The following is a 26846-nucleotide window of genomic DNA, read 5'->3' as shown; positions in this document are numbered from 1 at the left end:
CTGATTTGCGAGCGGATTATTTGATAATCGGGCGATTGCCGCGTGGCAGTCGCTGACCTTCCGGTCGAGCGATACGATCGGAAGGGGGACCGAGATCAGCCTGTACCGGTTCGAGGGTATCCAGTTGATAGATGGTCTGCAGCGCATCGACGCGCTGTTTAATTGAGGCCAGTGCTTCCAGTTCTTCTGCGATGGAAACGTTAGACGCCTCGAGCATGCCGGACACGAGCAGGCCGGCCCCCTGTTTTCCCGGCGTGAGTTCACGGGGGACACCCGAGCGGGCCGTCGCTTCAAACAGGCAGGACTCGCGTGGAAAGAGTTCGGTGTCGTCTGCAAAGCAGGACAGCTGGATGGTGCCCAGTTCCTGTTCTGCATCGGCTGATTCTTTGTTGGTAACAATCGCGACGACGGCGCCGTTCTCACGGATCTGCACCGAGTGTGCCGATTCCGGAATGAGGATTTCTGGTGCGAGTGGGAAATTCTGTTGCGAACCCCGCAGGCAGAGGCGACGCTGGTCGTCGATCATCAGGCGGCCGGCGCGGGTAAACAAAGTCTGTTCTCCGAGGCTGACCTGCAGAAAGCCCTGGCCTTCGATGGCGACATCGAGTTTGCGGCCGGTTCTGATCAGTTCGCCGGCGGTCTGCGAGAGTCGGGTCTGCAGGACCTGACTGCCCATGCCGACTGCGATCGGCGGTGCAGCCGAGTTTTTCTCGCTGGCAGGCGTTTCAATGTATTCGTAGGGGAGCGCTTCAAATTCCACGTTCAATCGTTTGAAGCCGACGGTGCCTGCATTGGCGATGTTGTTGACGATCACATCCCGCGACATCCGCAGGGCATCGACGGTGGGCCTTAGACGCTGCAGGAGTTCATCCCGGTCGGCCTGTGACGAGAAGCCGATGAAGCCTCCCTGGTCGCTGCCCAGGTTGTGTGTCGAGGAGACGGACTGTTGTTGCGGCGGTGCGAGTTCCAGTGTGGGATTCAGCTCCTCCCATTTTTCGGTGGGCATCCGCAGCGCGGTTTTGGGCTGCAGAAGCTTGCGAATAGCGAGCATGTCATTCGCGACTTTGGGGGGGACGCCCCTGAGTTCTTCAAACCAGATCTGAAGTTCTTCCGGTGTGGCGTGGGGGAGATGTTCTTTGATGATCGAGCGGATCAGTTTGTCAGCAGCGGCATCACCGTGTTGGGGCTTTTCGGCCAGCGGTTCTGCATTGAGGGGCGGCATCAGCGGGCCGGGTGTTTGGGGATGTTCGGCTTCCAGTGCGGGCAGCAGTGGGAGCGCGGGGCGGGCACTCTCGGGGTTTGCGAGAATCTTGCCCTGGCCACTCTCGGGAACAGTCAGTCGGGGACCGTCGAGTGATGGCGCTTCCACTTCGTCTGCTGCGAGTTCTGTTCCGTCCTTGGCTTCGGCGAGTGCGAGCTCGATTTGAGGGAGAGCCGGCAGGGGAGCCAGTTCGCTCTCAGTCAGCGCCGGTTCCGTTTCAGCGACAGGATGCGGATCCTGTGAGAGCGAGAGTGTGACGGGGGTGGACTCGTCTGTGAATCCCAGGTCTCTCAGATACAGGATGCCCTGAATGAAGAGGACTCCTGCCAGCACACAAACAGAGACTGCAAAGATAATCCGTTCAAAGTTTTTTCTCATATCTGCTTCCTTGCAGCAACAAGGCTCGACTTCCAGTTTCGACCTGCTGATTGTTCTTTGGTAATCAGATGGCTTCCCTCTCAGACCTGATCTGACGCGCGGGCCTTGTTGTCTGGCATTCGCGGCGGACGCTGGTTGCCGGCCAATCCGGGTTCGGCCGGTGCGGGAGGGATGGACCATTGGTAAAGGTATCGCAATCGAGACTTTAGAACAAGACTGTTCCGGGCTGCAGCCGGAGAACCGGCGGCGATTACCGATCTGCCCTGATTCTGACAGGCGGAGGGTCGGGAGTGTAGCGGAATTGGATCAGAATACCGTACAATAACAGACTCTTCATATATCAGACGCATGGATACCATCCCGCTTGCCCGCCCCCGGAACTGAATGGATCGAATCACGACTATGAACATGAATCTGCCCCAGGCTTACCGGATCCGCCAGCACTTTCCTGCGACGCGTCTCAAAGATGTCGGAGCAGCGGTTACAGCTGCGTTGTCGAAGCTGAATCTGGGGGAACTAATTAAACCGGGGGATACTGTGGCTGTGCCTGTGGGAAGTCGCGGAATTGCCAATATTGCGCTGATTATCAAGTCGACTGTCGATTACCTGAAGTCACTCGGCGCGGAACCGTTTATCGTCCCGGCGATGGGCAGTCATGGCGGCGGGACCGCGGAAGGTCAGGCGCAGGTGATTGCCTCGTATGGGGTGACGGAAGCAGCCATGGGAGTGGAGATCCGTTCCTCGATGGAAACGGTGATTGTTGACCAGACGCCGCACGGGATTCCGGTGCATTTTGATAAGAACGCCTACGCTGCGGATCATGTGCTGGTCTGCGGTCGGGTCAAGCCGCACACCCGGTTCGTGGGAGATATTGAATCGGGTCTGCATAAGATGATGTTGATCGGCCTGGGGAAGCATGAGGGGGCCAAGATCTATCATCGAGCGATTGAAGATCACAGTTTTGAAGAAATCATCAAGGCGGTGGCAGCGTCGGTATTGAAAAAATGTGGCGTGATTGGTGGCCTGGCGATTGTCGAGAATTCGTATGACGAGACCGGCATGATCGAAGCGGTGCCTCCTGAGAACTTTTACGAACGAGAGAAGGAACTGCTGGAGATTGCCCGCCAGTGGCTGCCCCGACTGCCGTTCCCGAAGATCGATCTGTTGATTGTGGATCGGATCGGGAAGAACATCAGCGGTTCGGGAATGGATGCCTGCGTGGTCGGACGGAAGTTCAATGACCATGCCGCCACGGAGCGGGATGTCGTCGCCTGCAAACGAATTATGATTCGCGGTTTGACCGAAGAGACGCATGGCAACGCGTGCGGCATCGGTTTGGCGGAGTTCACGAATGAGCGGACCGTGGCGGGGGTGGACTGGCAGAGTACCCGCATTAATACGATTACGGGGAGTCATCCTACCGCCGGGATGGTTCCTCTGGTGTATCCGAATGACCGCGAAGCCATTGAAGCGGCCCTGCAGACTGTGGGGCTGGTGGAACCCGAAACCAGTGGCATCGTACAGATTTACGACACGCTTGAACTGAGCGAAGTTGTCGTCAGCGAAACGTACCTGGAGGAGATTAACAGCCGCGACGACCTGGATATCATTTCCGGGCCGTTCGACTTGCCTTTCGATGCAGAGGGGAATCTGGCCTCCGTTTTTAAGAAACCGCAACACTGAAATTTAACCAACAGGAACCCATTCATGTCCACGACTGAAGGCCTCTCCAACGAAGCTTTGGATGAACTTGCCAAGTATGACACCCCGACCGTCTGTAATGTGATCGAGCTGTGGAACATTCGTCCGCGGAACGTCGGCTTTATGAACGATACGATCAAAGCCTGCTTCCCCAAGATGCCTCCCATGGTTGGCTACGCGTTGACTTCCACCTTCCGCAGCATGGCACCGCCACGCAGTGGTGACGTTTACGCCGGTCTGGATAATCAGGTCGCTGCGTTCGAATCATTGCCGGGCGCACCGGTGGTTGTCTACCAGGATATGGACGAGCCAACCGCTTCCGCCACGTTCGGCGAAGTGATGTGCAGCACTTATAAAGCATACGGTGCGAAAGGGATCATCACCTCCGGCGCCGGTCGTGACCTGGACCAGGTGGAAGCTCTCGATTTCCCCGCGTTTACGAACGGAGCGATCTGTGCTCACGGTTACTGTCACACGCTGGCGGTCAACGTGCCGATTACCGTGGGTGGCATTCCGATTTACCCCGGCGACCTGCTGCACGGCGATTTGAACGGCGTGACGACGATTCCTCACGAGATCGCTTCCGAAATCGCGGATGCGTGCAAGGATCTGATGAAAGCCGAAGACATCGTGCTGGACTACCTCAAGGGGGGCAACCTGACTCCCGAAGGTCTGGGCGAAGCCCGCAAGGAACTGGCGGCCGAAGTCGGCAAGCTGGGCAAACGGCTGCGGGGTGAGTAGTTGATACTCGTCGTGAAGTAATAAAAGAAAAGCCGGCTCGTTGAGGGCCGGCTTTTTTTGTTCCTGATTTAATCTTTAACTGCAGCAGGTAACAGGTGGTCGCGGTGTGAATGTCGTCCGTGGATGAGATGGGCCTTGCTCTTTAGGTTTTGAGGGTTGGGAAAGGCTGCTCTGATGGGGACGCGAGAACCGGGACCTCCTGCTCGCTGCGCTCGGCTCGGATTTTATCCGAGCCCACCCGCTGACAGAGTGGTTTCAAATAAGGGGCGTTGAATGCGGGCTGGCACACAGGCCAGCCCCTACGTTTCTATGGGATGCGAACCTTAATTCATCTCGACGATGTCGACGTCGTCGATGATGGCGGTGCCGCCGGCGTTGCCTGCTGCGGGGATACCGATGCGCAGTCGGACGGTTGAAGTCCCTTCGGGGACGAAGATGTCGGTATGAATCTGTTCCCAGGAATCGAGGTCGCCGGGGAGATCACGCTGCGGAGAACGTGCCATCCCGACGAACTTTCTACCGCTAGCGTCGATGCATTGGACGACGATCATGGGCATCGTTTTCAAACCCTTAGTGCAGACGCGGGCAGAGACGCGGTAGGCTTTGCCGGGAGTCAGCCCTTGCAGGTCCTGGTGAATGTTGTAGGCGACGATCTGCTCGGGGTGATCCGAGGCGACGGTGATGGACAGCGCGCTGCCCTGTTTTTGTGCTGCAGTGACCTGCGTGGTCTGGTAATTCACCAGGTGTTGTCTGCCCGGTAGCGAAGTGTAAGACCAGCCGGTCGGCAGGCCGGTGCGGACGTCTTTCTGTTCGAAGTCTGCGTTGATGACTGCGGGGCCTGCTGCCGTGGCCACACCCAGTAACATGGTCAGCATGATTTCCATAACCCGATCCTCCTTGAATACAGATGGTTTTCGAATGCCCGCAGTCTGGGGAGAAGACAAGGCAAATCGGATGCCAGTTCTGAAAAACGATAATCCTGGTAAGCTGGCAAGCTGAGGGATGAAGTCGGCGGGGGGAGGATGCTTCCTAATGTGAAAGAATTACAGGGTGAAGCACCCGGATGTTACATTTGGATATGCTGTTGTGTGGATTTGTTGGCGGACGGGGTAGATTCTGGACTGGCTAAATTACGACTCTCACCCCTCCTGCTTTGCTGAATTAGTTTTGGACGAGGGGGGCACGAACCTGATACACTACAGGTAGTTTTTCCGAGAACCCTTCTGCTCACTGACCATGAGGACTGTACCATGCTCAGCCGCCTCTCTTTTCTCACATTGTTTCTCCTGATCACCACAAATGCCTGGGCAGAAGAGGAACCACGGAAATACACGCGCGATCAACGACTTGTAATCGCTGCGTTTCAACTGGATGTGGCACAGGTGAAGAGCCTGCTGCAGGCGGGAGCGAAACCTGATGCCCGTCTTGGTTTTTATGATGGTGAGCTATTTCAGGATATATGGTCGCTGGGTTATTCGCCTTACGGCTCTGATAAATGGACGCCTCTCCTGGCGGTTGCCCACAGCCACCGCGAACCTCAGCCGGAGAAAATGACCGAGAATACTTCTGAAGCTCGTGATCGAGCGGAAGAAAAACGCAAACAGATTGATCCCCGGTTGATTCAGGAACGCGACAAACGACGTGTGGCTATTGCAAAGTTGTTGATCGATCAAGGAGCGAAACTTGACCTGGATGATGGGTATGGCTCAACCGCGCTGAGTACATCAATTTATCAGGGGCACGATCCGCTTTCGCTGGCTTTACTCAAAGCGGGAGCAGATCCCAATACGAAAACGGGGGTTTATATCGATGGAACGGATGATATTACTCCGTTACATCGGGCGACAAAAAGTCCCACAGTGCTCAAGGCAATGATCAAACGGGGAGCCCGGCTCAATGTACAAGATGGTGAGGGAGAGACGCCCCTGCATTGGGCCGTCTCGGAACCCAATGCGGAAAGTGTGAAATTGCTGATCGAGGCTGGGGCGAATCTGAATATTAAAGATAAGCGCGGATTTACCGCAATGCCCGGTCTGGTGGACCCCGAGTTGTATGAGTTATATGACGAGACTGAGAAACAGAAAGCGTTGGAAAAAAAGAAGATCAGAAAATTATTCCTGGCGGCGGGAGCAAGGCAACCCGGTGAAGAAGCTAAGGTTCCTGAGGTTGATGAGTCAGAATTATCTGAAGTGGAGCGACTGCGTCTGAAATTCCTGCGAGCTGCGTCGGGGTATTCCAAAGGAGAAGCAGCTCGAAAGTTGTTTCTGTCGCGGACTGCCAGTGAAATAAATGGGCTCTGCTATGACGAATCTGATTCGGTTGCTCTTTCAGCTGCCTGGCAGCGACTGGAAAAGCAGACGGATGCGCTTTTGTTGGGGTCTGACAGGGGGGCCGCAAATATCCCCATACCGCAAAAATACTCACGCGAGTTTCTGGGCTTTGTCGAGGGGCGGCTCAAAGTTTCTATTCCTCATGCCTGGTCCAGAAATCTGTTAAGAGCAAGTTTCAACTCTGAGGTGAAAACAATATTTGATGTCAGGTACCGGCCATTTTCAGACTATCAGAAGAAAGGACTGCATACTTTTCCATATGTTTATGCAGACAGAGAATTCATCAGCTATACAGGAACCGCAAGTTTTGACGAAGACGAGAAAGCTTTCGAAGGAGAATCTGCGCATGCCGATTATCCAGAGGAACTAAAAGGCAGAATCGAAAAAGCATTGAAAGAGGAAGATCCCATTCGCGTGACGGGGATTGCCAGCCAGGGACGTGCTGTTTTTGTTCTACATCAGGATGGACCGGTCAATCCCGTCTTGACGTGTATTGCGACAGAAGACAATCAGGAGCATCCTAAATTATACTGGCAGACAAAGCTGGATACGATGTGGGTAGGGACCAAGCTGGGTGCCTGGTTCTCCGAATTCCGGGTCAGGAAGGGCAAAGTCTTCCTGTTTCATTGTAATACCAGTTCCATCGGCATCGAATGTCTGTCACTCAAAGATGGCCAGCGCGTGTTTTCATTCAATTCAAGATTGCCAGAGTAACCGACCCTTAGTCGTCGTCTTCTTCGGACATGTCGCTGGCTTCCTGCATTTCCAGCTGGCCCATTTTGCGGTAGAGGTTGGAGCGGTGCAGGCCGAGGCATTTGGCGGTTTCGCTCATGTTGCCTCCCACGCGTTTGATGGTGCGGCGGATGTATTCCTGCTGGAAGAGGCGGGTGGCTTCTTTGAGGCTCAGATCGGAAGACATGTCGACGACGGAGTCACGGCTGGGGCTGAGGATGAAGGCGAGGTCTTCGACTTCGACGCGGTCGCCCGCACAGAGGAAGGCGACGCGTTCCATCAGGTTCCGCAGTTCGCGAACGTTGCCGGGCCAGAGGTGCGCCTGCAGGCGTTTTTTGGCTTCGGCAGACATCTTCAGCACGCGGCGGTTGGCCTGACCGCAGAACTGGGTGAGGAAAAACTCGGCCAGCAGGATGACGTCTTCCGGGCGTTCGCGGAGGGGCGGCAGTTCGAGAGTGACGACGCTCAGCCGGTAGAACAGGTCTTCGCGGAACTTTTTGTCGCGGACCGCATCGGCGAGTTTCGCATTGGTCGCGGCGACGACGCGGACGTTGATCGGGATGCTTTCGGAACCGCCGACGCGGGTGATGACTTTCTGTTCCAGAACCCGCAGCAGTTTGGCCTGGCCGCCCAGGCTCATATCGCCGATCTCGTCGAGGAAGAGCGTGCCCCCTTCGGCGAGTTCGAATTTGCCGATGCGGGTTTCGTGGGCGTCGGTAAAGGCACCTTTCTCGTGGCCGAAGAGTTCGCTTTCGAGCAGGGTTTCCGTCAGAGCGGCACAGTTGACGGCGATGAACGGTGTATTGGCGCGGGGGCCCTGGTAATGCAGGGACTGGCTGACGACCTCTTTCCCGGTTCCGCTTTCGCCGAGGATCAGTACGGGGAGATCGGTGCTGGCGAGGCGTTCGATGGTCGAGCGGAGCGCGTCGATGGCCGAGCTCTTGCCGATGATCCGGACTTTCTGTTTGGCCTGTTCGGTGAGCTGGTCGCGGCTGCGGGAGAGCTGTTCGAGTTCGCGGGTGTTTTCCAGTGCGGTGGCGGCCTGCACGCCGAGCTCTTCGAGGCTCTGTGCGTCATCGTCGTCGAAGTCGGACTTGCCGGCCTGCTTGTTCATGACTTCGAACGCGCCGATCAGTTCGCCGGCGTTGTTGCGGAGCGGGACGCAGAGCAGGTTGCGGGTGCGGAAGCCGCTGGATTTGTCGACGCTGGGATCGAAGCGGTCGTCGTTGTAGGCGTCGTCCACGGTGACGGTCTTGCCGCTGTGAATCACTTCGCCGACAATACCGACATCATCGGGGAGGCGGAGCGTGTTGCCTTCGACACCCAGGGCGGGGCAGGCGACGACCTGTTTGTGTTCCTGGTCCCAGATGAAGATACTGGAGCGTTCGCTGACGAGCAGGCGGGTGGCTTCTTTGGCGATCAGTTCCAGCAGTGACTGGGTATCGCGGGCCGACGAAAAGCTGGAGGCGATGTGCAGTGTGGTTTCGAGGCGCCCGATCCGTTTGACGTGCTTTTCGCGTTTCTCCACGATCGACAGGGCGTAACCCAATACGCGGGCCGCGACGACGGCGTTGCTGAGGGCTTCGCTGGTCAGGTCGCGACCGCCGACGAGCAGTACCGTGCCGGGACGGACGTCGCCCAGGGGGGCGGCGATGTAGAACCAGTCGGCCTTTTTCTCATCGGCACCGAGGCCGGCGGCGTCGCGGTCGAGGGCTTCGTTACAGAGGTTGGTGGGGAAGCTGGCGGCGGAGTTGCGGCCGAATTCAAAGATGGTTTCCCACTCGGGCGTGCGTTCGATGAGCGTACACCACTGGCAGGAGAGTTCGGTGGCCAGCTGGGGCAGAAACTGACGCAGGTAGTCGGCGGCCGTGGTCTGCTGGGTCGCTTCTTCGAGCAGCTGGTCGCCCAGCTGGATCAGAGAGGCTGCGTCATCAAAGCGGGAAAATAATGGCAGTCGCTTCCAGTCCAGCCATTCCACTGTTTCGATTTTACTCACCGGATACTCCCTCAAAAGAATCAAAAGAGCCTCTTTCGTGATGGAAGGGGCAGGTTTTGTCATCCATTCGCTGCTCTTTCATGTCGGAATGATAACAGAAGGTTGGGAATGCGTCATCCAAGTGTGGACTCATTTTGCGTTTTTTTCCGCACGCCTTGATGAAAGCCCACTGCAGCTTACCGAGGCGGGAAGATTGTGGTGATCGGCAAAGCTTCGCCAGGCTGCTTATCCTGTTGTGTGTGGTGTGTGTACTGGCGAATAGTTCAGGTGGGGTGATGCGGGGTCTGCGGGGGCGATTTGGTGTGGGGTGTGGTGATTGAATCGTGGTTTACTGTCACTTCGGGCGGCGGAGTGTTACTGTATGGGAACAAAAGAGAGTCTGAGGTCTGACTTCTCAAACAGCAATGTTTCATTCCCTGTCGCGAGTGAGAGCGCTTATGTTTTGTCTCAATGTGATTCTGACCTTGAAAGACGCAGCGGATGCGACCGAAATCGAAGGTCTGCTGGCGGAAGCCTGCCGCCTGTCGCGAACAGAGCCGGGCTGTCTCCGATTTGACGTCTATCATGCGGAAGCCGATCCGGCGACCTTTGTGCTGGTGGAACACTGGGCCAGCGAACAGGCCTGGCAGGAGCACCGCGAAGCAAAGGCGTTTAAAGAAATCTACGAACCGCAGGTGCTGCCCCGTGTCGAACGGGTGCCCCACCGGGTGAAACTGCTGGTGGAATAAATCGGGAGCGTGCCTGCGTGCCGCTCCGAGTCTCCCATCATTGAACGATATTGTACTACACAACAGAGGAAAACCGTCGATGTCATCCGATTCCCAACCGATTCTGAACCGTTACAGTTCCCGCATCACCCAGCCCCGTTCGCAGGGGGCATCTCAGGCCATGCTGTATGCCACGGGCATGACCGAAGAAGATATGAACAAGGCCCAGGTCGGGATTTCCAGCGTCTGGTACGAAGGTAACTCCTGTAACATGCACCTCAATATTCTGGCTGCCAAGGTCAAAGAGGGCGTGGAAGCATCCGGCCTGGTGGGCATGCGGTTCAACACGATCGGCGTGAGTGACGGGATATCGATGGGAACCGACGGCATGTCGTACTCTTTACAGTCCCGCGATTTGATCGCAGACAGTATCGAAACCGTGACCTGTGCCCAGTGGTACGATGCGAACATTTCACTGCCCGGCTGTGACAAGAACATGCCCGGCTGTCTGATCGCGATGGGGCGTTTCAACCGTCCGTCAATCATGGTCTACGGCGGAACGATTGCTCCCGGCTGTCTGAACAATCAGAAGCTGGACATCGTCTCTGCGTTCCAGTCCTACGGGGAATACCTGGCTGGTTCGATTGATGACGAAACCCGGAAGCAGATCGTGCAGAAGAGCTGTCCGGGCGCGGGTGCCTGCGGCGGGATGTATACCGCGAACACCATGGCGTCGGCGATTGAAGCTTTGGGGATGGCACTGCCTTACAGCTCGTCGATTCCGGCTGAGCATCCCGATAAACTCGAAGAGTGTTACCGGGCTGGTGCAGCGATCAAGAAGCTGCTGGAACTGGACCTCAAGCCGCGGGACATCATGACGCGGGAAGCCTTTGAAAACGCGATGGTGCTGACTGTCGCTCTGGGCGGTTCGACCAACGCCGTCCTGCACCTGCTGGCGATTGCCCGCTCGGTGAATGTCGAACTGACCATCGACGACTTCCAGTCGGTCAGCGATCGCATTCCGCTGCTGGCAGACTTCAAACCCAGTGGTAAGTACGTGATGGCGGACCTGCAGGAGCAGGGGGGAACCCCGGCTGTGCTGAAGTACCTGATCTCCGAAGGTCTGATCAACGGTGACTGCATGACGGTGACCGGCAAGACCCACTCCGAAAACCTGGCCGATTTGCCGGGCCTGAAAGAGGGACAGGACATCGTGCACAAAGTCAGTGACCCGATCAAACCAAGCGGTCACCTGCAGATCCTGAAAGGGAACCTGGCTCCCACCGGTGCGGTTGCCAAGATCACTGGTAAAGAAGGTCTGGTTTTCGAAGGAACCGCCAACGTATTCGATTCCGAAGAAGACATGCTCAAAGCCCTGGAAGACAAGAAGATCAGCAAAGGGGATGTGATCATCATCCGCTACGAAGGCCCCAAAGGGGGACCGGGGATGCCTGAGATGCTGACTCCGACTTCGGCCATTATGGGGGCCGGCCTGGGTAAAGACGTGGCTCTGTTGACCGACGGTCGTTTCTCCGGCGGTTCACACGGCTTCATCGTGGGCCACATCACTCCCGAAGCCCAGGAAGGCGGACCGGTTGCCCTGGTCAAGAACGGCGACAAGGTCATCATCGACGCCGAGAACAATCGCATCGATATGGAAGTCAGCGACGAAGAACTCGAAGAACGCCGCAAAGCCTGGACGGCTCCCCCGTTCAAATACACGCGGGGTACTTTGTATAAATACATCAAGAACGTGAAGTCGGCTTCCGAAGGTTGTGTGACCGACGAGTAAGCGTTGGCTTGAACTGTTGAAATCAGAAACGCCCGGAGCCGGTTGGCTGCGGGCGTTTTTTTGTGACTGGGTGTACTTGTTTTTAACTACCACGAAAGACACGAAAAGCACGAAAGTGGTGATTGTGGTGGAAAGAACCTGGGTGGTCGCGTTGTGACGGTTGTTTGTTGACGCATTGAGCCTCACCCTGTCTGCCCCAAGTTGGGCAGATCGTTCTGATATGTATGCGTCAGCTGGGACCTCCTGCTCGCTGCGCTCGGCTCGGATTGCATCCGAGCTTACCCTTTATATTTTACGTTATTCAACACCAGGAGCATGAGATGTCAGAATTAGCGCAGCAGGTGGAAGAAAAGGCGGCCCTGACGGTGGCTCAGTTTCAGGATCGCGCTGGTGGGGCGTTGGATCTGACGCCCGACAGCCTGGCGATCATAGAGGAGATGCTGGCGGAAGCAGCAGAGTTTGCAGATCAGATCGGTCCTGAACAAATTGAAACAATTTGTGAGTTAATGGGTTCTTATCTGCTACAGGTCGGTTACACTGAACATGGTGGCACTTACTGCTGGAGCGATGAAAGCGACCAGCCGGTACTCGTGACAGGGGAACCTCGGTATCGAGTGGCGCTGATGACGTTTGATAAAATTCGCGGACGCTTATCCGGAGATGCAGCGGACAATATCCCCTTTTTCTATCAGGGCTTTTCTGACCGTGTGCGTACCGCGCGTGATGGTGAGGATGTATTGTTTGCCTGAGAGTTCGGAGTATGACTGGACTTGCTCGTCTCCCGATAATGGTCCTCAATCGAAATACCGTTTAGAGAATCACGACAGGAGAGACAAATGCAGACGACGGAGAGTGTGGCGAAACGTGCTTTGTGTGTGGGGCTGATGGCCATGCGCGCCCAGGCAGAAAACGGAATTTCGAATATCCCGGAGCAGGCAGACCGCTATCGGGAGTTTGGTGAAAGTCTCTTGCAGTGGGCTGGGGAATACGGGATTGCCGACGCACTCTCTTCAGCTGAACTCAAGCTGCACGATCAACCGTTGGGAGACTGGGATCGCAGTGCGATCTTTGAGACGTTCTGGCGTGTTGAGGCATTGAAAGCATTACTCTGGTCGATTGGTGTGATCGAGGAGATGCCGAGCTATTATGATGTGGGGAATCCGAATGAGATCTATTCTATGGTTCCCATCAATCAGCCGATCGAAGGCTTCCTGGATAGTGCCGCAATTCGCGGGAAAGAAACATTGGATGCGGAACTCCATCAGGCCCAGTTTCTGAACTGGCGGGCCCGTACTGAAGTGATGCGTCTGCAGGGGATGGAGCCACCGCCGGGGGACAGTTATGCAGCGACGGTCAGCCGGGCCCTGGACGGAATCGAACAGGAAGGGATTAACGTAGAGCATGATGGGGTGGACCTGCTGATCGACGGGCAACGCCTGGTTGATCTGGATGGAGAAACCAAGGGGAATTTTGCTTCGATCTGCTACGAGCGTCATCTGGCACTGGAATGGATCTGTGCGGACGGAACAGACTGGGATCAGACGCTGTGCCATACATAAGCGGGGCGTTGTGGATGAGAGCGACGTTCTAAAAATCGAGTTCGCCTTTTTGAAGGTTCCGATCGATGTTATCCAGTCTACTGGAGAAGATTACCGGAAAAGATGATCTGGAGCGTGTGGCCTGCAAGGAGGATCCGCAGAAGCTGAACGTCTATCTACAGACGCGGCGGCTGCTGTTTCCTAAACGGCCGCGTCGGATGCTCGATGCGAATGAGTTTACCCAGGAGGAGTTACTGGCGTTGCTGGAAGAGGATGCCAGGGAGCTGGCCAGCGATGAACGGGAGCTCTGGATTCTGGATGTTGACGGCCAGAAACGGCTGCCTGCGTTTTCCAGTGAGAAGAAACTGCAGACCTTTGCGGCCCGGGTGTCCCAGGATTTGAATAAAGTATTTGGAGCAGGCTATGTCGAAGTGCTGATGTCGGATGTCGTCCAGGGAGCTGACGTTGATTTTATTGATCTGAATCTTTTCAGCGAGCGGAGCTGGGAGATTGGGGTTCGTTGAGACGCGCGTCGAGGCGGGGATGACGTTGTTAATGGTAGTTTATCTACCACGAAAGGCACGAAAAACACGAAAGAGGTGTTTGTGAAATGAACCTGGGCAGTCGCGGATGTAATCCGTGATAGCCGGAGGCAACAGGATGTCTCGGTGTGAAGGTTGTTTGTTGATGAGTTGAACCTCACTGGTCTGTTACAGGTAGGGTAGGATGTTCTGATTTGTGTGAGTGAGTTGGGACCTCCTGCTCGCTGCGCTCGGCTCGAATTGCATTCGAGCCCACCCGGGTATTTGTTTATTTTGCCTGAAAATTCAATCTGTGGGGATTTCTGGAAACCAAAGTGCGGTGGCGGCCGTCTCTATCAGGAGTGGGGCGAATTCTTTCAGAAGGAGAGACTGCTATGCGTGTGAAGTTCCTGAGTTGGGGTGGTTGTCTGTTGCTGCTGAGCTGTCTGACAGGGCCGGTGTGGGCGCTGGGCATGGAGGACTTTGGTAATAAACCGTTGAATGCGGGGAACTTCCAGGAGTGGCCGGGGATCATGCCGGTGGTGAATGATACGCACCGGGTGTACCACTACTGGGTGAATGGCAGTGAGGCTTGTTTCTATCAAGGCGATACTGCAGCAGTCAACGCGGCGTTAAAGCACTTCGCGGCGACCCCGGAGAAGGTGCATGAAGTTGTGCTGCTACCGGGACCGGCTGAAATTAACTCATTTATGAAAGACAAGACATTCAAGTTCAACTGGAAACTGCAAATGGTCGGCGGGATTGCAAAACATATGGCATCGTGGGATCAGGGAGAGCAGATCTGGAATGAGCATCCGATCCTGACGATTTATATCGGGGGGGAAATCCAGTTTGACCAGTTGCAGATCCCCAAAGGGGTGGTCGTGCTCGAACAGGCCGATCTGGAAAAACGTTATGCCCGGGCCCTGAGCAGTACTGACCGAACTGTGCGCGGCTGGAGTACCGGCTACCTGGCGACGGTGAACCGCTATAGTGAATCGAATATGAACGCGATCGCGAAATTACTGAAGGACGAACAGAACTGGGTGCGGCTGAATGCAGCCGGGGCGCTGGCGACTTATGGCTGGCAGGCGAAGCCGCTGTTGCCGGCGTTGCGAGAGGCACTGCAGACAGAGGACGAACAATTGAAAACGCGGGTCAAGCAGACAATCGAACGCATCGAACAGGCCCCTGATGAGAGTGCTGCTGCGAAAGCACGTCAGGCAAAGCTGGATCAAATTCACGAGTATTGCGCGGGGTTGAAGAAGTGAGCGTGGGTTTTGATTTTACTACCACGAAAGGCACGAAAAACACGAAAGTGGTGGGCCGGGTTTGAGTGGGAAATGTCTCTCTGGTTATTGTGAGAGAAACTGGGACTTCTGGTTTGTTGCAATTGGCTCGGATTAGATTCGAGTCCATTCTTTAGGGGGTGAAGGTTGTGGGAAATTGGGGCATGGAAAAACACTCTAAGGATCGTTAGTCTGATCAGGTATCAGGATTTCCTTTTTGAGAGTTTCTCGATGATCATCTCCGGACAACCTTATGGCAGCTTCAAAGTGTGATCAGGATTTTAAAATTGAAAATGGCCTTTTATTAAGCGTCAATACTCTGGTCGTGATTTTATTAATCCTGGAACTTGGCTCCCGGGATCTCATTTCGAAGGGAGTGGTGCTAAGCACTCTCGTGGTGATCTCAGTGTTGCTGGTTGTGCTGGCGATTCAATTGCGGGTCAGGCGTGACAGGCGATTGAATCAGTCTTCGAACAATTTTTCAGTTAGAGAATCAAGTGATGGGCTAATTAAAAACAAGTTTTTTGCATTACAGTCTATCAGTTTCTTTCTATGCCTTTTTCTTCTTGCATCATTTAAGTGTTTTATTCCCAATCTGATAAAGGGCAAGCAACTCGTCTTGCAGAATGCAGTCGTCAAATCGATTAGAAACCCTGGTTCTGAATTTGATATCCAACTGATACAAGGAAATCAGGAGTATCCGCTAACTGTTAATTCTCTATTTGATAGTAGAATGGATCAGATTCAGGCGGGGGATAAAGTTCGATTTTCTCATCATGAAAAGCAAGTCATCGCACTTTACAAGGGGCAGGTGCCTGTCTTTACTTTTGAAGAATATCTTCAGGAACGTCGGTCGATGGAACAACGGCTGGGAACTGTGTTTTATATTCTCGCTTTTGGCTACCTGTTCTGGTTTGTTTATAAAATTCTAAGAGCCAAAGCATAAGAGGCAAAACTGTTTGATTCTTTTTAGTATTATTCTGCCAGGGACTATTCCCGAACCATGAATTTCCTGATTTACCGCTATCAGTGCGGGAGCTGTCAGTGCTGGTTTGAGCATTACGAGATGACTCCCGTTGTCTATGGTGAGTTTCTGTTGCGGAGTGAAACGCGGCGGGCGGAACGCTATTTAAATGGGCTCACCGACCCGGTGTATGAGGAAGTCGCTCAATTACTTCGCCTGGAAACGAGCGTCGGGAGCCGGAGTGACAGGGAACAGTCCGATCTTTTGCAAACCATTTTTGGGGTGGCCTGTGATCCGGATGTGGATGGTGGGTTATTCCAGATGAATCTGCTGCCCCGTTGTCCTGATTGCGGGGGTGAGGAGATCAGTCATTATATGGCCGCCGAGCCACCCCGAATGGTTGATCTGGAGATTCCTCATGTGACACATCACCGATGGAATGCGCTGAATCAGGCAGAAAAACTTCTGGTTCTGGAGAATGAACTCAAACAACGTGGGTTTTGATTTTACTACCACGAAAGGCACGAAAGACACGAAAGTGGTGGGCCGGTCGTGTTTTTTATTTGAACGGTGCATACCAAAGTTGTTTCAACCGGGGCTAAGGCCCTGCGGCTAAGGGTCTGTTGTGCTGGCGCTGTGTTATCTGCAGGTCTGTTGTAGAGCCATGTGGTGGATTTGTTGATTGCTTTAGAGCCCCTGATATTGATGCTGCCTGGCGAGACCGGGATCTGCATCGTGGTGTCTGGTTTTCACTGGTGCTGCAGGTGTACCTCGCCTGGGTGGTGCCTTTGGTTAGGATTCGGGGTCAGCTGTATTTTTTCTTGAGCTTGTTGTAGTAGTCGTTGAGCTCTTCGTCGGTCATGTTCTCGATCTCTTCGATGGACTTGTTGAAGTTTCGGCTCTGGGTGTACTTGACGGTGAGTTCGATGCCCAGGAGTTTGTCGATGCGTTCGCAGGCGCGGAGGCGTTCGTGCCGGGATGATTCGGGGTCTTCGATGATGCTGCGATAGAAGTAGAAGGAATCGGTGCGGTGTTCGTCGTCTTTGCGTTCGACGAATTCCTGCATTTCGCGACGGGCACGGTGGAGATAGCGTGTGGCGGAGCGACGGCTGAGATTGTAACGGGCGGCGATCGCGGTTTTGATGTCGGATGCGTATCTGCCGAGGGCGATCATTTTCTGGATGAGACGGACGACGACGGTCTGTTCGTCTCGGGAGAGATATCTGCGGGGAGGAGTTGTGGGTTCGGTCATGGGTGAATCCTTTGCTGTGGGGAGCTTGTTTGAGTGCCAGCCCTTCCTGTTGAAAATGAACTGCTTAAGGATGGAGCACGGACTGTGATACATTTCGAAATATCTCAATACAAAACTCGTCGTCTCTGCGGGCGACCACACAGGGTCGCCCCTTGTATCTGCTCTTGACTGTCTGCAGTTCTTTGATTTGATAGGCAGATAAAGCCAATGCTTCCCGCCTTTAAAGGCGGGAAGCATTGGTGGCGAGTGTCAGATCGTGGTTGCCCCTGGTCCTAAAGACCGATTTGTAGCTTGATCGCCACTCGCTTCTCCATGCCTTAACCCGTACAGTCGCCTGAGCGGTGCACCACCACCAGCTCGTATCAGCAAGGAAGGGCCTTAGCATGCAACAGCATAACACAGATCACGTCGGAATTGACATTTCAAAATCTAAGTTTGATACCAGAATTTCAGGTCGTCCCAAAGGTTCCGTTTATGAGTACACACCCGACGGGATGAAACAGTTCATGCAGGTGCTTCAGAAGACTCAGCCCAAACTGATCTGCCTGGAAGCAACGGGAGGACTGGAACGAAAACTCGTTGCCTGTCTACACAAGCATGGGTTTCCAGTCGCCGTCGTCAACCCTCGGCAGATCCGGGACTTTGCCCGCGCCAAGAACCGGCTGGCGAAAACCGATCAGATTGACGCGCACACGATCATGGAATTTGCCCAGGTGATGCAGCCGCGGATTACCCCACTTTTAACACAGGTCCAGCAGAAAATGCGGGAATTCAGTGCTCGCAGGCAGCAGGTCAGCAAGATGATCATCCAGGAGCAGAACCGCCTGGAAACCACCCCGGACAGGGAAGTGGCCAAAATGATTAGCGATTCAATCCAGTTCTATAAAAAACAGCTCAAACACATCGAGAAAAAACTGAAGGAGCTGATTGACGCGGATGAAGAATCCCGCGAGCGCTCTGAAATCCTGCAGTCAGTACCTGGTGTGGCCGGCACAACCGCGGCCCTGCTCATCTCAGACCTTCCGGAACTGGGGAGTCTGAATCGAAAGCAGATCGCGCGGCTGATCGGCCTGGCTCCCACCAACCGTGACAGTGGAACTCTGCGTGGGAAAAGAACGATTGGCGGGGGACGAGTCCGGATCCGGAACGGGTTATACATGCCCACCGTCACGGCCCTGAATCACAACCCCAGGATCAAAGCGTTCTACAAACGGCTCGTGGAAAATGGAAAGTCCAAAATGGTCGCCCTCGTGGCCGCCATGCGGAAACTGCTCATCATTCTCAACACCATGGTCAAAGAAGGGAAAAAATGGGAGGCAAACGTGATTAAAATCTGATTTTTTAAGACAGTCGCTACGTTTAGGGGAATTGATCGTCGAGTGTTTGTGATGGAACTGATCCTTATCTTTTGCTGGTTTTGTAAAGTGCTTCCGGGCCGGTTAACCGTTTCCCGGAGTGAGGCTGATTGTGTGGAAGGGCGCGTGGGGGTCAAGACAGAATTTTGTCCTCTTGTGTCCGGGATTTTGTCCTGGTGTGTCCTGAAATTTGTCCCGATCTGTCCGGCGTTTGTCCCGCTGTGGCCTGGCTGTCAGGGGGAGCAATTGCGAACCGGTGCGGGTTGTTCCAGTGAAGCCAGGGTGAAAATCGATGGTGATTCAGGTGTTGTTGAGACAGTGGTGTTGGATATTCCCGTATGTGTTGACGTGCCTCGCGCGCGAGCCAGAATGGGAACAGGATACGCTTTGGCAGGTGGGGAACAAGGGGAGTCTGTTCAGCGGGGAGTGCGGAAAGTTCAGTGGCCTGGGGACCGTAATAAAAAAGAGGTTTCGTGCAGTAATCGGGATGTGTTAGGATAGACGACTTACAGCTGAGTGTCGTTTGACGGACTGAAGTGAAAGGGCTTGTGATGACGAATGAATCAGAAGAGAGCAAAGCCGATGTGAATCAGGCGGTGCCTAAATATCAGATGGTGGCTTTATCCATCGGTCTCTTTTTCGGTTTCGTTGTCAGCCGGGAGATTCGTGAGGCCTTTCGAGAATCGGCGGGCGACTGGGGATCGTTGGGGATTGCGGTCGTGCTGAGTGCTGTGAGTGCAGGGACTCTCGCCTACATCGTCGCCAAAGTGCTGGAACGCAAATCCGCATCGTGAGCCGATGGTGGTAACCGTTGTTGACACGGTCGCGCCGTTCTGAACAATCAGCACCCACCAGAGGCGGGTTTCTATCTGTGTTTAGTGTGATCTCAGTGTCGCCAGGATGGGAGCCCGGACCGCGGAGAGGACTGCGAAAAAGGCAGACAGCATACCGGTAATCAGCACCGCGAGCAGGATTACCATACCGCTGAACCAGGGGATATCCGCTCCGGTGGAGAGCAGGTGGGGCAGCATCGCCAGCAGAGCCGAGACGATGCCGGACGCGAGTCCCCAGATCAGCAGGAAGGCGTTTTCCGCGAGGACGATCAACGCGACATCGGAGCCGGTCATGCCAACGGCGCGGAGCAGGGCCAGTTCGCTTCTTCGTTCAACGACGTTTCGCAGCATGACGGTTGCCAGCCCCAGGGTGCCGAGGAGGAGACCGAGGCCGCCCAGTGTCTGGAATGTGGAGAGGTACGTGTTCTGGACGGCGAGGAAGTCGGCGAGACGATTGGCGACGAGGTCGGCATCGAAGCCGTATTCGGTGAGACCAGTCTCAAGGATGGAGGAGAGCTGCATGGCATCTTTCGTGGGGACTTCAATCAGGAAATACTGGAAGCCGGCCTGTTCGGGGAAGAGCTGCTGGAAGTGCTGTTCCGAGATGAGCAGCACGCCCTGGAAGATACTGCCATCGAACATGCCTTTGATTTTCAATTCGTGTTCGGGACGTTCGTCGGAGGGAATGCCGACACTGGCACCGATGCCTTTATGGAGGCTGTACATGAGCGTATTCATATCACCCAGCGCGGGGATGGAGCCATCGTTCTGCGGCTGGTTGAGCAGTTCCCAGGGATTGTCGCCCGGGGTGTCGGCGAATTTGAAGCCGCCTCGTTCGATGAGTTCCTGCGGCACGCCGAGGATGGTGGGGACGGTGGTTTGATAGATATTCAGGCAGCTGGCGTTCTCACCCGGCTTGACGCGGAAGGGGATCGCCTGCATTTCTTTGAGCAGCCGTTTCGTTTCGGGATCGTCGGGAGCGTTGACCAGCATTTTGTCGCGACCGTCGACTGTGTTGAGGTCAAAGATCAGGGGGGACGAGGTTTCCGCGACGAGGGTAAAGCCGCCGTTACCGGAGTCTTTGTCGGGTTCTTCGACGGCGGGGTTACGATGTCCGGCGGCGACGGAGACGAGAACAAAGGTGGCCGAGGCGATGAGTGCGGTGGTAAGGACGCTGCGTTGACGGAAGCGACCGGCGTTACGGAAGCCGAGCTTCACCAGAGCGAAGCCGCCGTTGCCCTGAATGGGGGTGGTGGAATCGGTGTGGAGAAAACTGGAGAGGAAGCTGAGGCTGGCAACCAGCGAGAGCGTTCCAACGAGGAAGAAGCAGACCGTCTGCAGGGAGAAGCCGGAAAAGGCTTCCTGTTTGGGAATGATTCCGGTCACGGTAGCGAGGACCAGTACGAGCGCGAGGACCGTGGAGATCTTCCAGGTGAGGCCGACGCGTTTTGCGGCACGAGCCGGTTCCTGGTCGGGACTGTTTACGCCGGACAGGAGGCCGCGAATCGAGATCTGTTTCAGTTCGGACATCGATTTCCAGATCACGAAGCCGGAGAAGAAGACCGCGATCAGAAAGCCGATAGCGAGGCTCTGGGGAGTCAGGTCGACGAACAGGAAGCGGGTGCCGATGGCGCCGATCCACCAGGTTCTGAGACCATACAACATGAGCGACGCATAGCCGATGGCAGCCAGGATACCGAGGATGCCTCCGGAGAGGATGACCAGGAGGGCTTCCTTGAAAATGATCTGCCTGACCTGTGCGGGGGTAAAGCCGATAGCGGAGAGCAGGCCGATGGAAGAGACGCGACGATCGACGCCCAGCTTGAACAGCAGCCGAATGAGGATGATGGCCGAGAGGATGATGAAGAAGCTGAAACCGATAAAGAGACCACTGAAATCGGTGGTTCCGCTGGCGGCAGCGAGTCCGAGAAATTTGATGGGCTGAATGGCGAGTCCCATTTTGAGAACATCGATATTGCTGAGCAGCGACGCGGCGAACGCGGACGATGTTTCCTCCGTGTTTTTGTCGGGCAGGGTTGCGAAGCGGAGCGATGTCAAAGTGCCGTAGCGGCTGTTCCAGAGCGTCTGGGCGGTTTCCAGGGCGAGGAAAGCTTTGGGAGTGGCTTTATATTTGTCCCAGTATTCTTCGTCGCGGTCGGTGACCTTATCGAGTTTCATGGGGAAGGGCTGTTCCCAGTCGCCGAAGGTGTCTGCATCGGTGATGCCTTCCATATCGGGCGTCAGCTTGCGGTCGGCTGCGGGAGTGCCATCGAGGGCAACGATGCCTGCGACGGTGAAGGTCTGTTCGACTTCGGGCAGTTCTCCCCGGGAGCCGACGACGTGGTATTTCATCCGCAGTTGATCGCCGACTTTGGTCTTAAGGTCGTTGGCCAGCCATTCGTTGAGGACGATTTCGTTTTCCTTGAGCGGAAGTTTTGGTTTAGCGCCGATGAATTTAAAAGGGCCGAACGGTGGCTGCTCAGGGAAGTCGAGGCCAGCGACGATGGAATACATGGAGTAGGGCGTTTTTTCTGTGCCGGTGGGGGGCTTCAGCGGACTGAATTCGTTGGCGATGTAAACCATGACGGGCGAAGTGGCGACGTCGAGTTTTTTCGCAGCTTCGCGACCGGCCTGTTCTATCTGCGGGTCGAGAATCATCTGCTCGCTTTCGAGCGAGAGGTAGTTCCGTTGCTGGTTGGGAATGATTTTGAGGTTCAGATCTGCGAGTGTGAGGCTCTGTTTAAGAGCGGATTCCAGGCCCTGGGCGACGATGCGGGCCTGGGGAGAGTCGGGGATCGATTCTGCGTGGGAGCTGAAAAAGAGGGAGTTGACCCGGGCGGGCCGTTGTATTGGATCGCGGCGAGAGGGTTGAATCTCATCGAGGTCGAGCGCGGCCTGCAGGGTGTCGAGCGAGAGAAACAGGTCGAGCGGGAGCTGTTGATTGGGGAGCAGAGCGAGGCGGCCGGCCTTGGAGTCTTCGTCGAGAATCTGGCTGACGGTGAGGGTGATTTCGACCGACTGTTCTTCCTTCTCACCCAGCAGCGAATCGCGGGGAATGGCGGAAGGGAGTTCGATCCAGAGGGTAATCTGATCGCCGACGGAGGCTTCGAGCTGTTCTGCGACGCGGGAGTTGAGAATGGCCTGATCGTCTTCGGGGGCAGGGATGTCGCCGTGATCGAGGAGCGACCAGAGACGTTCATCGGTGCCGAAGATGTTGACCTGACCGACGCGGAGGTGCAGGTCTTCCCGGTTCTTTTCCAGCGATCCACGGAGGACGAGCGCCGGTGCGATGGTTTCGATACTCTCCGGCAGAGAGGAGGACTTCTGCAGATCGTCGGCCAGCTGTTCGCGGAAGAAGCGGTGCCCGGAGACGACATAGTCGATTTTGCCGAGACGGTCGAGCGTCATCTGTCTGAGGCTGGCGCGAACGGAATCGCCGACGATGAGGGCGCCGCCGATGACAGCGGTGGCCGCGATGACTCCGAGGAGTACGGCGAGGTTGGTGCGCCAGTGATAAGTCAGACTTTTAATGACAAAGCGCGCTTGATTCATAACTCGAACTCTTCTGCAGTTAGAACATTCGATTTCAGACCGATTCGGTCACGAGGAGACCGTCGCGTAATCTTTGATGTTGCGGAAAGAGGGCCGCCAGTTCGCTGCTGTGGGTGACGCAGATCAGAATGGTGTTCTGTTCCTGGTTGATTTCCAGCAGGAGTTTGCCGATGGCTTCGGTGTTGGCCCGGTCCAGGTTTCCCGTGGGTTCGTCAGCGAGCAGCAGACGCGGATTATTGATCAAGGCCCGGCAGACCGCGACCCGCTGGCGTTCGCCTCCGGAAATCTGGGCGGGACGATGATTGAGTCGATCTTTGAGCCCGACGCGTTCCAGCAGATGACGGGCACGTTCCTCGGCGTCGCTGGAGGATCCCTGATGAACCATGGTGGGAATCAGGACATTTTCGAGAACCGAGAACTGGGGCATCAGGTGATGGTCCTGAAAGATGAAACCAATATTCTGGTTGCGAAACTCGGCTTGTTCCTTGGCACTGAGGACGAACGGGTTCTGGTTGAACTGGATGACTTCACCCGCGGTAGGCTGATCGAGCACGCCGAGGATGTAGAGCAGCGTGCTCTTGCCGGAACCGGAGGGACCGGTAATGGCGAGTGCCTCGCCGCGGTTGAGGGTGAGATCCACGCCGGCGAGAATCGACAGCGATTCATCGGCGAGGGTGAACTGTTTAGTTAAGTTGCGGACAACTAATTGCTCGGGAGCGTCATTCATGTCAGTCCCTGCCGGTAGAGTCAGGTTGTGGGATGCTGTGAGTCTTCAATTTTCTGTTGAATCCACTCGGGGATCTCGATGGACTTCATCGGTTCGCCATGCGTGAAATGGCAGCAGACGGTTTTCATGCGTCCTTTGGCGATTTTGGTTTCGTCCCGCCAGAAGTCGTATTCGATAGTCAGCGATTTGACGCCGACCCGTTCGATGGTGAGACGAATTTCGAGGAGATCACCATAGAAAGCGGGAGATTCAAAAGAGCATTGGGCGGAGACCCGCGGCCAGCCGATGACGGAGCCGTCGGGCTGTTTATCGACGATGGTCATGTCGAGCGAGCGATAGTATTCGTGCTCGGCCTGTTCCATATATTTGTAGAAGTTAGAGAAGTGGACAATGCCGGCCATGTCCGTTTCGTGAAATTCCACACGGCGAATTGTTTTAAAAGTGCAGGACATGCATCTCTCAATAGAAATCAGAAAACAGCAGACTGCGGCCTTAAACCTGCAGTCTGCTGTGAGATTAAAACCTGTTACAGGCGGTTCCGGGGAATTAGTCTTCCGGGAAGAACCGCACGAGGGTTTCCTTGCTGGGAGGTCTGGTGACCAGGGAGACCAGGATCATGGCGACCGCGGAGGCGACCACCATGGTGGCTACCGGCATCATGCCCAGGAAGGTGTAGTTCGGCTTCAAGGCGTAACCGGCTTCTTTAAACAGGTAGAGCCAGGTACCGAAGGCGACCAGGACACCTGCGTAAGCGCCGGGCTTGGTGAGGCGTTTCCAGTAGACCGCAGCAAAGATGATGGGGAACAGGCTGGAAAACCCACTGAAGCACCAGACACCGAGGGTAAAGACCCGCCGCGGCTCCAGCAGACTGAAACCGTAGGTGATCGCTACCACCAGAATAATAAAGGTCCGGGCCATGAGGACAACCTGTTTATCTGTAAAACGGTCTTTTCCGCCATAATGTACGACAATGTCTTCGGTAAACATGGTGCCGATACAGAGGAACTGACTGTCCAGCGAAGACATGATGGCCGCCAGAATCCCTGCCGTCAGGAAGCCAGCGAGAACGGGGGAGGTCATCTTCTTCACCATCGCCGCGAGGACCGCGTTCGCCGGGAAGTGTGGCGGGAAGAGCGGTGCCCCGTTGAAGGTGGCGGAGGTTGCCCAGACACCGACCAGGACGCAGGGAACCCAGACAATCATGATGAACAGCGGGTGTGCGACCACGGGAAGTTTAAATGTCCCTGCAGAACGGGCGGTAAGCCAGTGCTGGAACAGGTGGGGGAACATGCCGACCGAGAGGGGGACGAAGAAGTAAGTGAAGAAAACGAGCTTGCTCATCGGATGTGGTGCATCGGGAGCCCAGTTCGTGGCCCGGTAAACGCCGAGCGCTTTTTTGATCGTCCACTTTTTACCCTTGGAAGGATCGTTGGGATCCAGATCGTGGTTGGGGTGACCGATTTTATCGCCGAAGATCAGCATCGCCTGTTCGTCTTCCGCATTGGCTTTCCGCGGATATTCCTGCAGGGCATGATGCGACATCAGGTCGGTGGTCCACTTCTCGGGGAAGGGATCCGGCTTGACGCGGTCGTCCTGTTTGAGCAGGGCGAGGTTGGTCTGTTCGGTGGTCAGTTCGTAGAGACCGTTCTTGGCGGCGTAGACGGCTTCGGCGGTCATCTGCCAGTTGGGCATACGGGGTTTGAATTCCTCGTAAGCTGCGGCTTTCTGCTCGGGAGTGAGTGTCAGTGTTTTAAGGACGCGGGTCGCGTAATTGTATTTAGCGATCAGGGTCCAGGTCTCATAACGTTTCGCATAAGCGGCGCGGTCTTTGGGATCGACGGCCCGCATGAGTTTCGAGGGGTTCTTTTCGAGCACCGCATCGCTGGCAGCCTGCAGGCCACCCAGTTTGCTGGAAATCACGAAGAAGGTGACGACACCGAGTATCATGAACACGATGGTCTGGAATGTGTTAGCCCAGGCGGTTCCCCGCATCCCGCCGAAGAAGACGTAGATCAGCACGACGAGGCTGATGACCAGCGAACCGAGCCAGGGGGGGATGCCGTAATCGTAGGCGGCGAAAGCGCTGTCGAAGGCACCTTCCGTAATACTGCTGATGACCACGCCCGAAGACATGACGCCGATCAGCAGGTAAGGAATTACCAGTCCGACGAGAATCGGGAAGAGGATCACGCCGATCTTGTCGCTTTCCAGACGTTCGCGGAAGAACTGAATCTGGGTGGTGTAACCGTATTTATGTCCCCAGGACCAGAGTTTGATCCCGAGCAGGAAGAAGCAGAGCGAGTGGATGATCCCGCTGGAAGAGGCGAGCATCCCGTAGACCCCGACCCCTTCTTTGTAGGCTTCCCCACTGGAACCGACCAGTGCGAAGGCGGTCATCGTGGTGCCGAAGATCGACATCAGCAGCAGAAACGGGCCAATCGAATGACTGGCGAGCATGTAGTCCTTACTGGTTCCTTTAAACAGACGACTGGAGAACACGCCCAGAAACAGCAGCAAACTCAAGTAGATTCCAATAATTACCAACTGAATCATTATTCTGTGTCTCCTGTTTCCTGGTCAGATTCTGGGGCAGATTTGAGGGCTGCTGTGGGAGCAGGTGCCGGGGTGGGGGAATCCTGGGCGATTTCTTCCAGATGGTGAGGCCAGGCAAATTTGGTCGCCAGAAACCAGACAATGGCGGCGCCGATAGAGATTCCTGCCTGGTAGAGCAGGGTGATCGGCATGAATCCGAAGATGAGTCTTTTGTCATCCCAGAGCCAGTTGTCCTGGTGGAGAACGATTAGTATGACAACCAATCCATAAACGGCGTATCTCATAGGTCATCTTTTCTGTGTTGCAAGAGTCATGACTGGGTGGGTCAGGCTCTGCCGGGGCAGAACCGATTTCGGCGGGAAGCAGGCTCAAGCGACGACCTGCAGAATCGCACTGTTGAACTATTGTGCCAAAAATGAAGTGAGGTCACAACATACCGGTTCGTTTTGTCGTCATAATCCTGCTGATCGTACCCTCGATTTCGCGGAAATGTTAATGTTCGTTAACACCGGAACTGCTCTGCAGGAGCCGTGATAGAGATAGGCCAATCCTGAATTCAAGGCTTGCAAATCGGGGTGAGTCTCCTCAGAATGGGGGCTTACATAAAAGGGTCGGACTATTTCG

At 55.3% G+C, this 26846-nt stretch carries 22 protein-coding genes; 13 read left to right on the top strand and 9 right to left on the bottom strand.

Annotation, left to right across the window (positions count from 1 at the left end; genetic code table 11):
* Positions 1-16 precede the first annotated feature (16 nt).
* Positions 17-1639 carry a flagellar hook-basal body protein gene (locus HG66A1_RS28360; RefSeq protein ID WP_197996850.1) on the bottom strand — a complete coding sequence of 541 codons (1623 nt, stop codon included), beginning with the start codon at positions 1637-1639 and terminating at the stop codon, positions 17-19.
* Between the two features lie 384 nt (positions 1640-2023).
* On the opposite strand from HG66A1_RS28360, the gene HG66A1_RS28355 reads away from it, so the two are divergent.
* Together HG66A1_RS28355 and HG66A1_RS28350 are read left to right on the top strand one after the other, a co-directional pair.
* Positions 2024-3322: a lactate racemase domain-containing protein gene (locus HG66A1_RS28355; protein ID WP_232106694.1), complete on the top strand. Its 1299-nt coding sequence runs from the start codon at positions 2024-2026 to the stop codon at positions 3320-3322.
* Positions 3323-3346: 24 nt separating this feature from the next.
* Positions 3347-4081 (top strand): RraA family protein, encoded by a 735-nt coding sequence (locus tag HG66A1_RS28350; protein ID WP_145044853.1) that lies wholly within the window; start codon positions 3347-3349, stop codon positions 4079-4081.
* Between the two features lie 323 nt (positions 4082-4404).
* On the opposite strand, the gene HG66A1_RS28345 is transcribed toward HG66A1_RS28350, so the two are convergent.
* Positions 4405-4965, bottom strand: a complete 561-nt coding sequence (locus HG66A1_RS28345) for a hypothetical protein (RefSeq protein WP_145192313.1) — start codon at positions 4963-4965, stop codon at positions 4405-4407.
* A 366-nt stretch (positions 4966-5331) separates the two neighbouring features.
* On the opposite strand from HG66A1_RS28345, the gene HG66A1_RS28340 reads away from it, so the two are divergent.
* Entirely contained in the window at positions 5332-7125 is a 1794-nt protein-coding gene (locus tag HG66A1_RS28340; protein WP_145192310.1) for an ankyrin repeat domain-containing protein, read from the top strand.
* Between the two features lie 7 nt (positions 7126-7132).
* On the opposite strand, the gene HG66A1_RS28335 is transcribed toward HG66A1_RS28340, so the two are convergent.
* On the bottom strand, positions 7133-9139 hold the full coding sequence (locus tag HG66A1_RS28335; RefSeq protein ID WP_232106693.1) for a sigma-54-dependent Fis family transcriptional regulator: 2007 nt from the start codon (positions 9137-9139) through the stop codon (positions 7133-7135).
* 437 nt (positions 9140-9576) lie between these two features.
* Here HG66A1_RS28335 and HG66A1_RS28330 point away from each other — a divergent pair, with 437 nt between their 5' ends.
* The 8 genes from HG66A1_RS28330 to HG66A1_RS28295 all read left to right on the top strand — a co-directional run bounded on the left by HG66A1_RS28330 (position 9577) and on the right by HG66A1_RS28295 (position 16454).
* Positions 9577-9867 (top strand): putative quinol monooxygenase, encoded by a 291-nt coding sequence (locus tag HG66A1_RS28330; RefSeq protein ID WP_145192304.1) that lies wholly within the window; start codon positions 9577-9579, stop codon positions 9865-9867.
* Positions 9868-9946: 79 nt separating this feature from the next.
* Entirely contained in the window at positions 9947-11638 is a 1692-nt protein-coding gene (ilvD, locus tag HG66A1_RS28325) for a dihydroxy-acid dehydratase (protein WP_145192301.1), read from the top strand.
* Positions 11639-11958: 320 nt separating this feature from the next.
* Positions 11959-12387 (top strand): hypothetical protein, encoded by a 429-nt coding sequence (locus tag HG66A1_RS28320; protein ID WP_145192298.1) that lies wholly within the window; start codon positions 11959-11961, stop codon positions 12385-12387.
* 48 nt (positions 12388-12435) lie between these two features.
* Positions 12436-13197: a DUF4272 domain-containing protein gene (locus HG66A1_RS28315; protein WP_315851644.1), complete on the top strand. Its 762-nt coding sequence runs from the start codon at positions 12436-12438 to the stop codon at positions 13195-13197.
* Between the two features lie 65 nt (positions 13198-13262).
* Positions 13263-13700: a hypothetical protein gene (locus HG66A1_RS28310; RefSeq protein ID WP_145192292.1), complete on the top strand. Its 438-nt coding sequence runs from the start codon at positions 13263-13265 to the stop codon at positions 13698-13700.
* 392 nt (positions 13701-14092) lie between these two features.
* Positions 14093-14968, top strand: a complete 876-nt coding sequence (locus tag HG66A1_RS28305) for a HEAT repeat domain-containing protein (protein ID WP_145192289.1) — start codon at positions 14093-14095, stop codon at positions 14966-14968.
* 271 nt (positions 14969-15239) lie between these two features.
* A complete protein-coding gene (locus HG66A1_RS28300; RefSeq protein ID WP_145192286.1) occupies positions 15240-15932 on the top strand; it encodes a hypothetical protein in 693 nt (230 codons plus the stop codon).
* A gap of 57 nt (positions 15933-15989) precedes the next feature.
* Positions 15990-16454 (top strand): hypothetical protein, encoded by a 465-nt coding sequence (locus tag HG66A1_RS28295; protein ID WP_145192283.1) that lies wholly within the window; start codon positions 15990-15992, stop codon positions 16452-16454.
* A gap of 301 nt (positions 16455-16755) precedes the next feature.
* Here the strand turns inward: HG66A1_RS28295 and HG66A1_RS28290 are convergent, their stop codons facing one another.
* Positions 16756-17202, bottom strand: coding sequence for a hypothetical protein (locus tag HG66A1_RS28290; RefSeq protein WP_145192280.1), 447 nt, complete (start codon positions 17200-17202; stop codon positions 16756-16758).
* A gap of 383 nt (positions 17203-17585) precedes the next feature.
* Here HG66A1_RS28290 and HG66A1_RS28285 point away from each other — a divergent pair, with 383 nt between their 5' ends.
* Together HG66A1_RS28285 and HG66A1_RS28280 are read left to right on the top strand one after the other, a co-directional pair.
* Positions 17586-18539, top strand: coding sequence for an IS110 family transposase (locus HG66A1_RS28285; RefSeq protein ID WP_145181142.1), 954 nt, complete (start codon positions 17586-17588; stop codon positions 18537-18539).
* A gap of 569 nt (positions 18540-19108) precedes the next feature.
* Positions 19109-19351 carry a hypothetical protein gene (locus HG66A1_RS28280; protein ID WP_145192277.1) on the top strand — a complete coding sequence of 81 codons (243 nt, stop codon included), beginning with the start codon at positions 19109-19111 and terminating at the stop codon, positions 19349-19351.
* 81 nt (positions 19352-19432) lie between these two features.
* Here the strand turns inward: HG66A1_RS28280 and HG66A1_RS28275 are convergent, their stop codons facing one another.
* The 5 genes from HG66A1_RS28275 to HG66A1_RS28255 form a co-directional block, all read right to left on the bottom strand.
* A complete protein-coding gene (locus tag HG66A1_RS28275; protein ID WP_145192274.1) occupies positions 19433-22942 on the bottom strand; it encodes an ABC transporter permease in 3510 nt (1169 codons plus the stop codon).
* Positions 22943-22976: 34 nt separating this feature from the next.
* Positions 22977-23669: an ABC transporter ATP-binding protein gene (locus tag HG66A1_RS28270; RefSeq protein ID WP_145192271.1), complete on the bottom strand. Its 693-nt coding sequence runs from the start codon at positions 23667-23669 to the stop codon at positions 22977-22979.
* 20 nt (positions 23670-23689) lie between these two features.
* Entirely contained in the window at positions 23690-24121 is a 432-nt protein-coding gene (locus HG66A1_RS28265) for an acyl-CoA thioesterase (RefSeq protein WP_145192268.1), read from the bottom strand.
* A 94-nt stretch (positions 24122-24215) separates the two neighbouring features.
* Positions 24216-26222, bottom strand: a complete 2007-nt coding sequence (locus tag HG66A1_RS28260; protein ID WP_145192266.1) for a sodium:solute symporter family protein — start codon at positions 26220-26222, stop codon at positions 24216-24218.
* Positions 26222-26506: a DUF3311 domain-containing protein gene (locus HG66A1_RS28255; protein WP_145192262.1), complete on the bottom strand. Its 285-nt coding sequence runs from the start codon at positions 26504-26506 to the stop codon at positions 26222-26224. Before HG66A1_RS28255 ends, HG66A1_RS28260 begins: the two co-directional genes overlap by 1 nt.
* Between the last annotated feature and the right edge of the window lie 340 nt (positions 26507-26846).

Origin of the sequence: Gimesia chilikensis, assembly GCF_007744075.1 — a bacterium.
GTDB classification, from domain to species: Bacteria; Planctomycetota; Planctomycetia; order Planctomycetales; family Planctomycetaceae; genus Gimesia; species Gimesia chilikensis_A.
Note: the sequence above shows the minus strand (reverse complement) of the source record. Positions and strands in the feature narration are given on the sequence as shown.

Excerpts from the sequence above, each read along its gene's own strand:
- HG66A1_RS28360 (WP_197996850.1), bottom strand. The coding sequence starts at position 1,639 with ATGAGAAAAAACTTTGAACGGATTATCTTTGCAGTCTCTGTTTGTGTG.
- HG66A1_RS28355 (WP_232106694.1), top strand. The coding sequence starts at position 2,024 with ATGGATCGAATCACGACTATGAACATGAATCTGCCCCAGGCTTACCGG.
- HG66A1_RS28350 (WP_145044853.1), top strand. The coding sequence starts at position 3,347 with ATGTCCACGACTGAAGGCCTCTCCAACGAAGCTTTGGATGAACTTGCC.
- HG66A1_RS28345 (WP_145192313.1), bottom strand. The coding sequence starts at position 4,965 with ATGGAAATCATGCTGACCATGTTACTGGGTGTGGCCACGGCAGCAGGC.
- HG66A1_RS28340 (WP_145192310.1), top strand. The coding sequence starts at position 5,332 with ATGCTCAGCCGCCTCTCTTTTCTCACATTGTTTCTCCTGATCACCACA.
- HG66A1_RS28330 (WP_145192304.1), top strand. The coding sequence starts at position 9,577 with ATGTTTTGTCTCAATGTGATTCTGACCTTGAAAGACGCAGCGGATGCG.
- ilvD (WP_145192301.1), top strand. The coding sequence starts at position 9,947 with ATGTCATCCGATTCCCAACCGATTCTGAACCGTTACAGTTCCCGCATC.
- HG66A1_RS28320 (WP_145192298.1), top strand. The coding sequence starts at position 11,959 with ATGTCAGAATTAGCGCAGCAGGTGGAAGAAAAGGCGGCCCTGACGGTG.
- HG66A1_RS28310 (WP_145192292.1), top strand. The coding sequence starts at position 13,263 with ATGTTATCCAGTCTACTGGAGAAGATTACCGGAAAAGATGATCTGGAG.
- HG66A1_RS28305 (WP_145192289.1), top strand. The coding sequence starts at position 14,093 with ATGCGTGTGAAGTTCCTGAGTTGGGGTGGTTGTCTGTTGCTGCTGAGC.
- HG66A1_RS28300 (WP_145192286.1), top strand. The coding sequence starts at position 15,240 with ATGGCAGCTTCAAAGTGTGATCAGGATTTTAAAATTGAAAATGGCCTT.
- HG66A1_RS28295 (WP_145192283.1), top strand. The coding sequence starts at position 15,990 with ATGAATTTCCTGATTTACCGCTATCAGTGCGGGAGCTGTCAGTGCTGG.
- HG66A1_RS28290 (WP_145192280.1), bottom strand. The coding sequence starts at position 17,202 with ATGACCGAACCCACAACTCCTCCCCGCAGATATCTCTCCCGAGACGAA.
- HG66A1_RS28285 (WP_145181142.1), top strand. The coding sequence starts at position 17,586 with ATGCAACAGCATAACACAGATCACGTCGGAATTGACATTTCAAAATCT.
- HG66A1_RS28280 (WP_145192277.1), top strand. The coding sequence starts at position 19,109 with ATGACGAATGAATCAGAAGAGAGCAAAGCCGATGTGAATCAGGCGGTG.
- HG66A1_RS28275 (WP_145192274.1), bottom strand. The coding sequence starts at position 22,942 with ATGAATCAAGCGCGCTTTGTCATTAAAAGTCTGACTTATCACTGGCGC.
- HG66A1_RS28270 (WP_145192271.1), bottom strand. The coding sequence starts at position 23,669 with ATGAATGACGCTCCCGAGCAATTAGTTGTCCGCAACTTAACTAAACAG.
- HG66A1_RS28265 (WP_145192268.1), bottom strand. The coding sequence starts at position 24,121 with ATGTCCTGCACTTTTAAAACAATTCGCCGTGTGGAATTTCACGAAACG.
- HG66A1_RS28260 (WP_145192266.1), bottom strand. The coding sequence starts at position 26,222 with ATGATTCAGTTGGTAATTATTGGAATCTACTTGAGTTTGCTGCTGTTT.
- HG66A1_RS28255 (WP_145192262.1), bottom strand. The coding sequence starts at position 26,506 with ATGAGATACGCCGTTTATGGATTGGTTGTCATACTAATCGTTCTCCAC.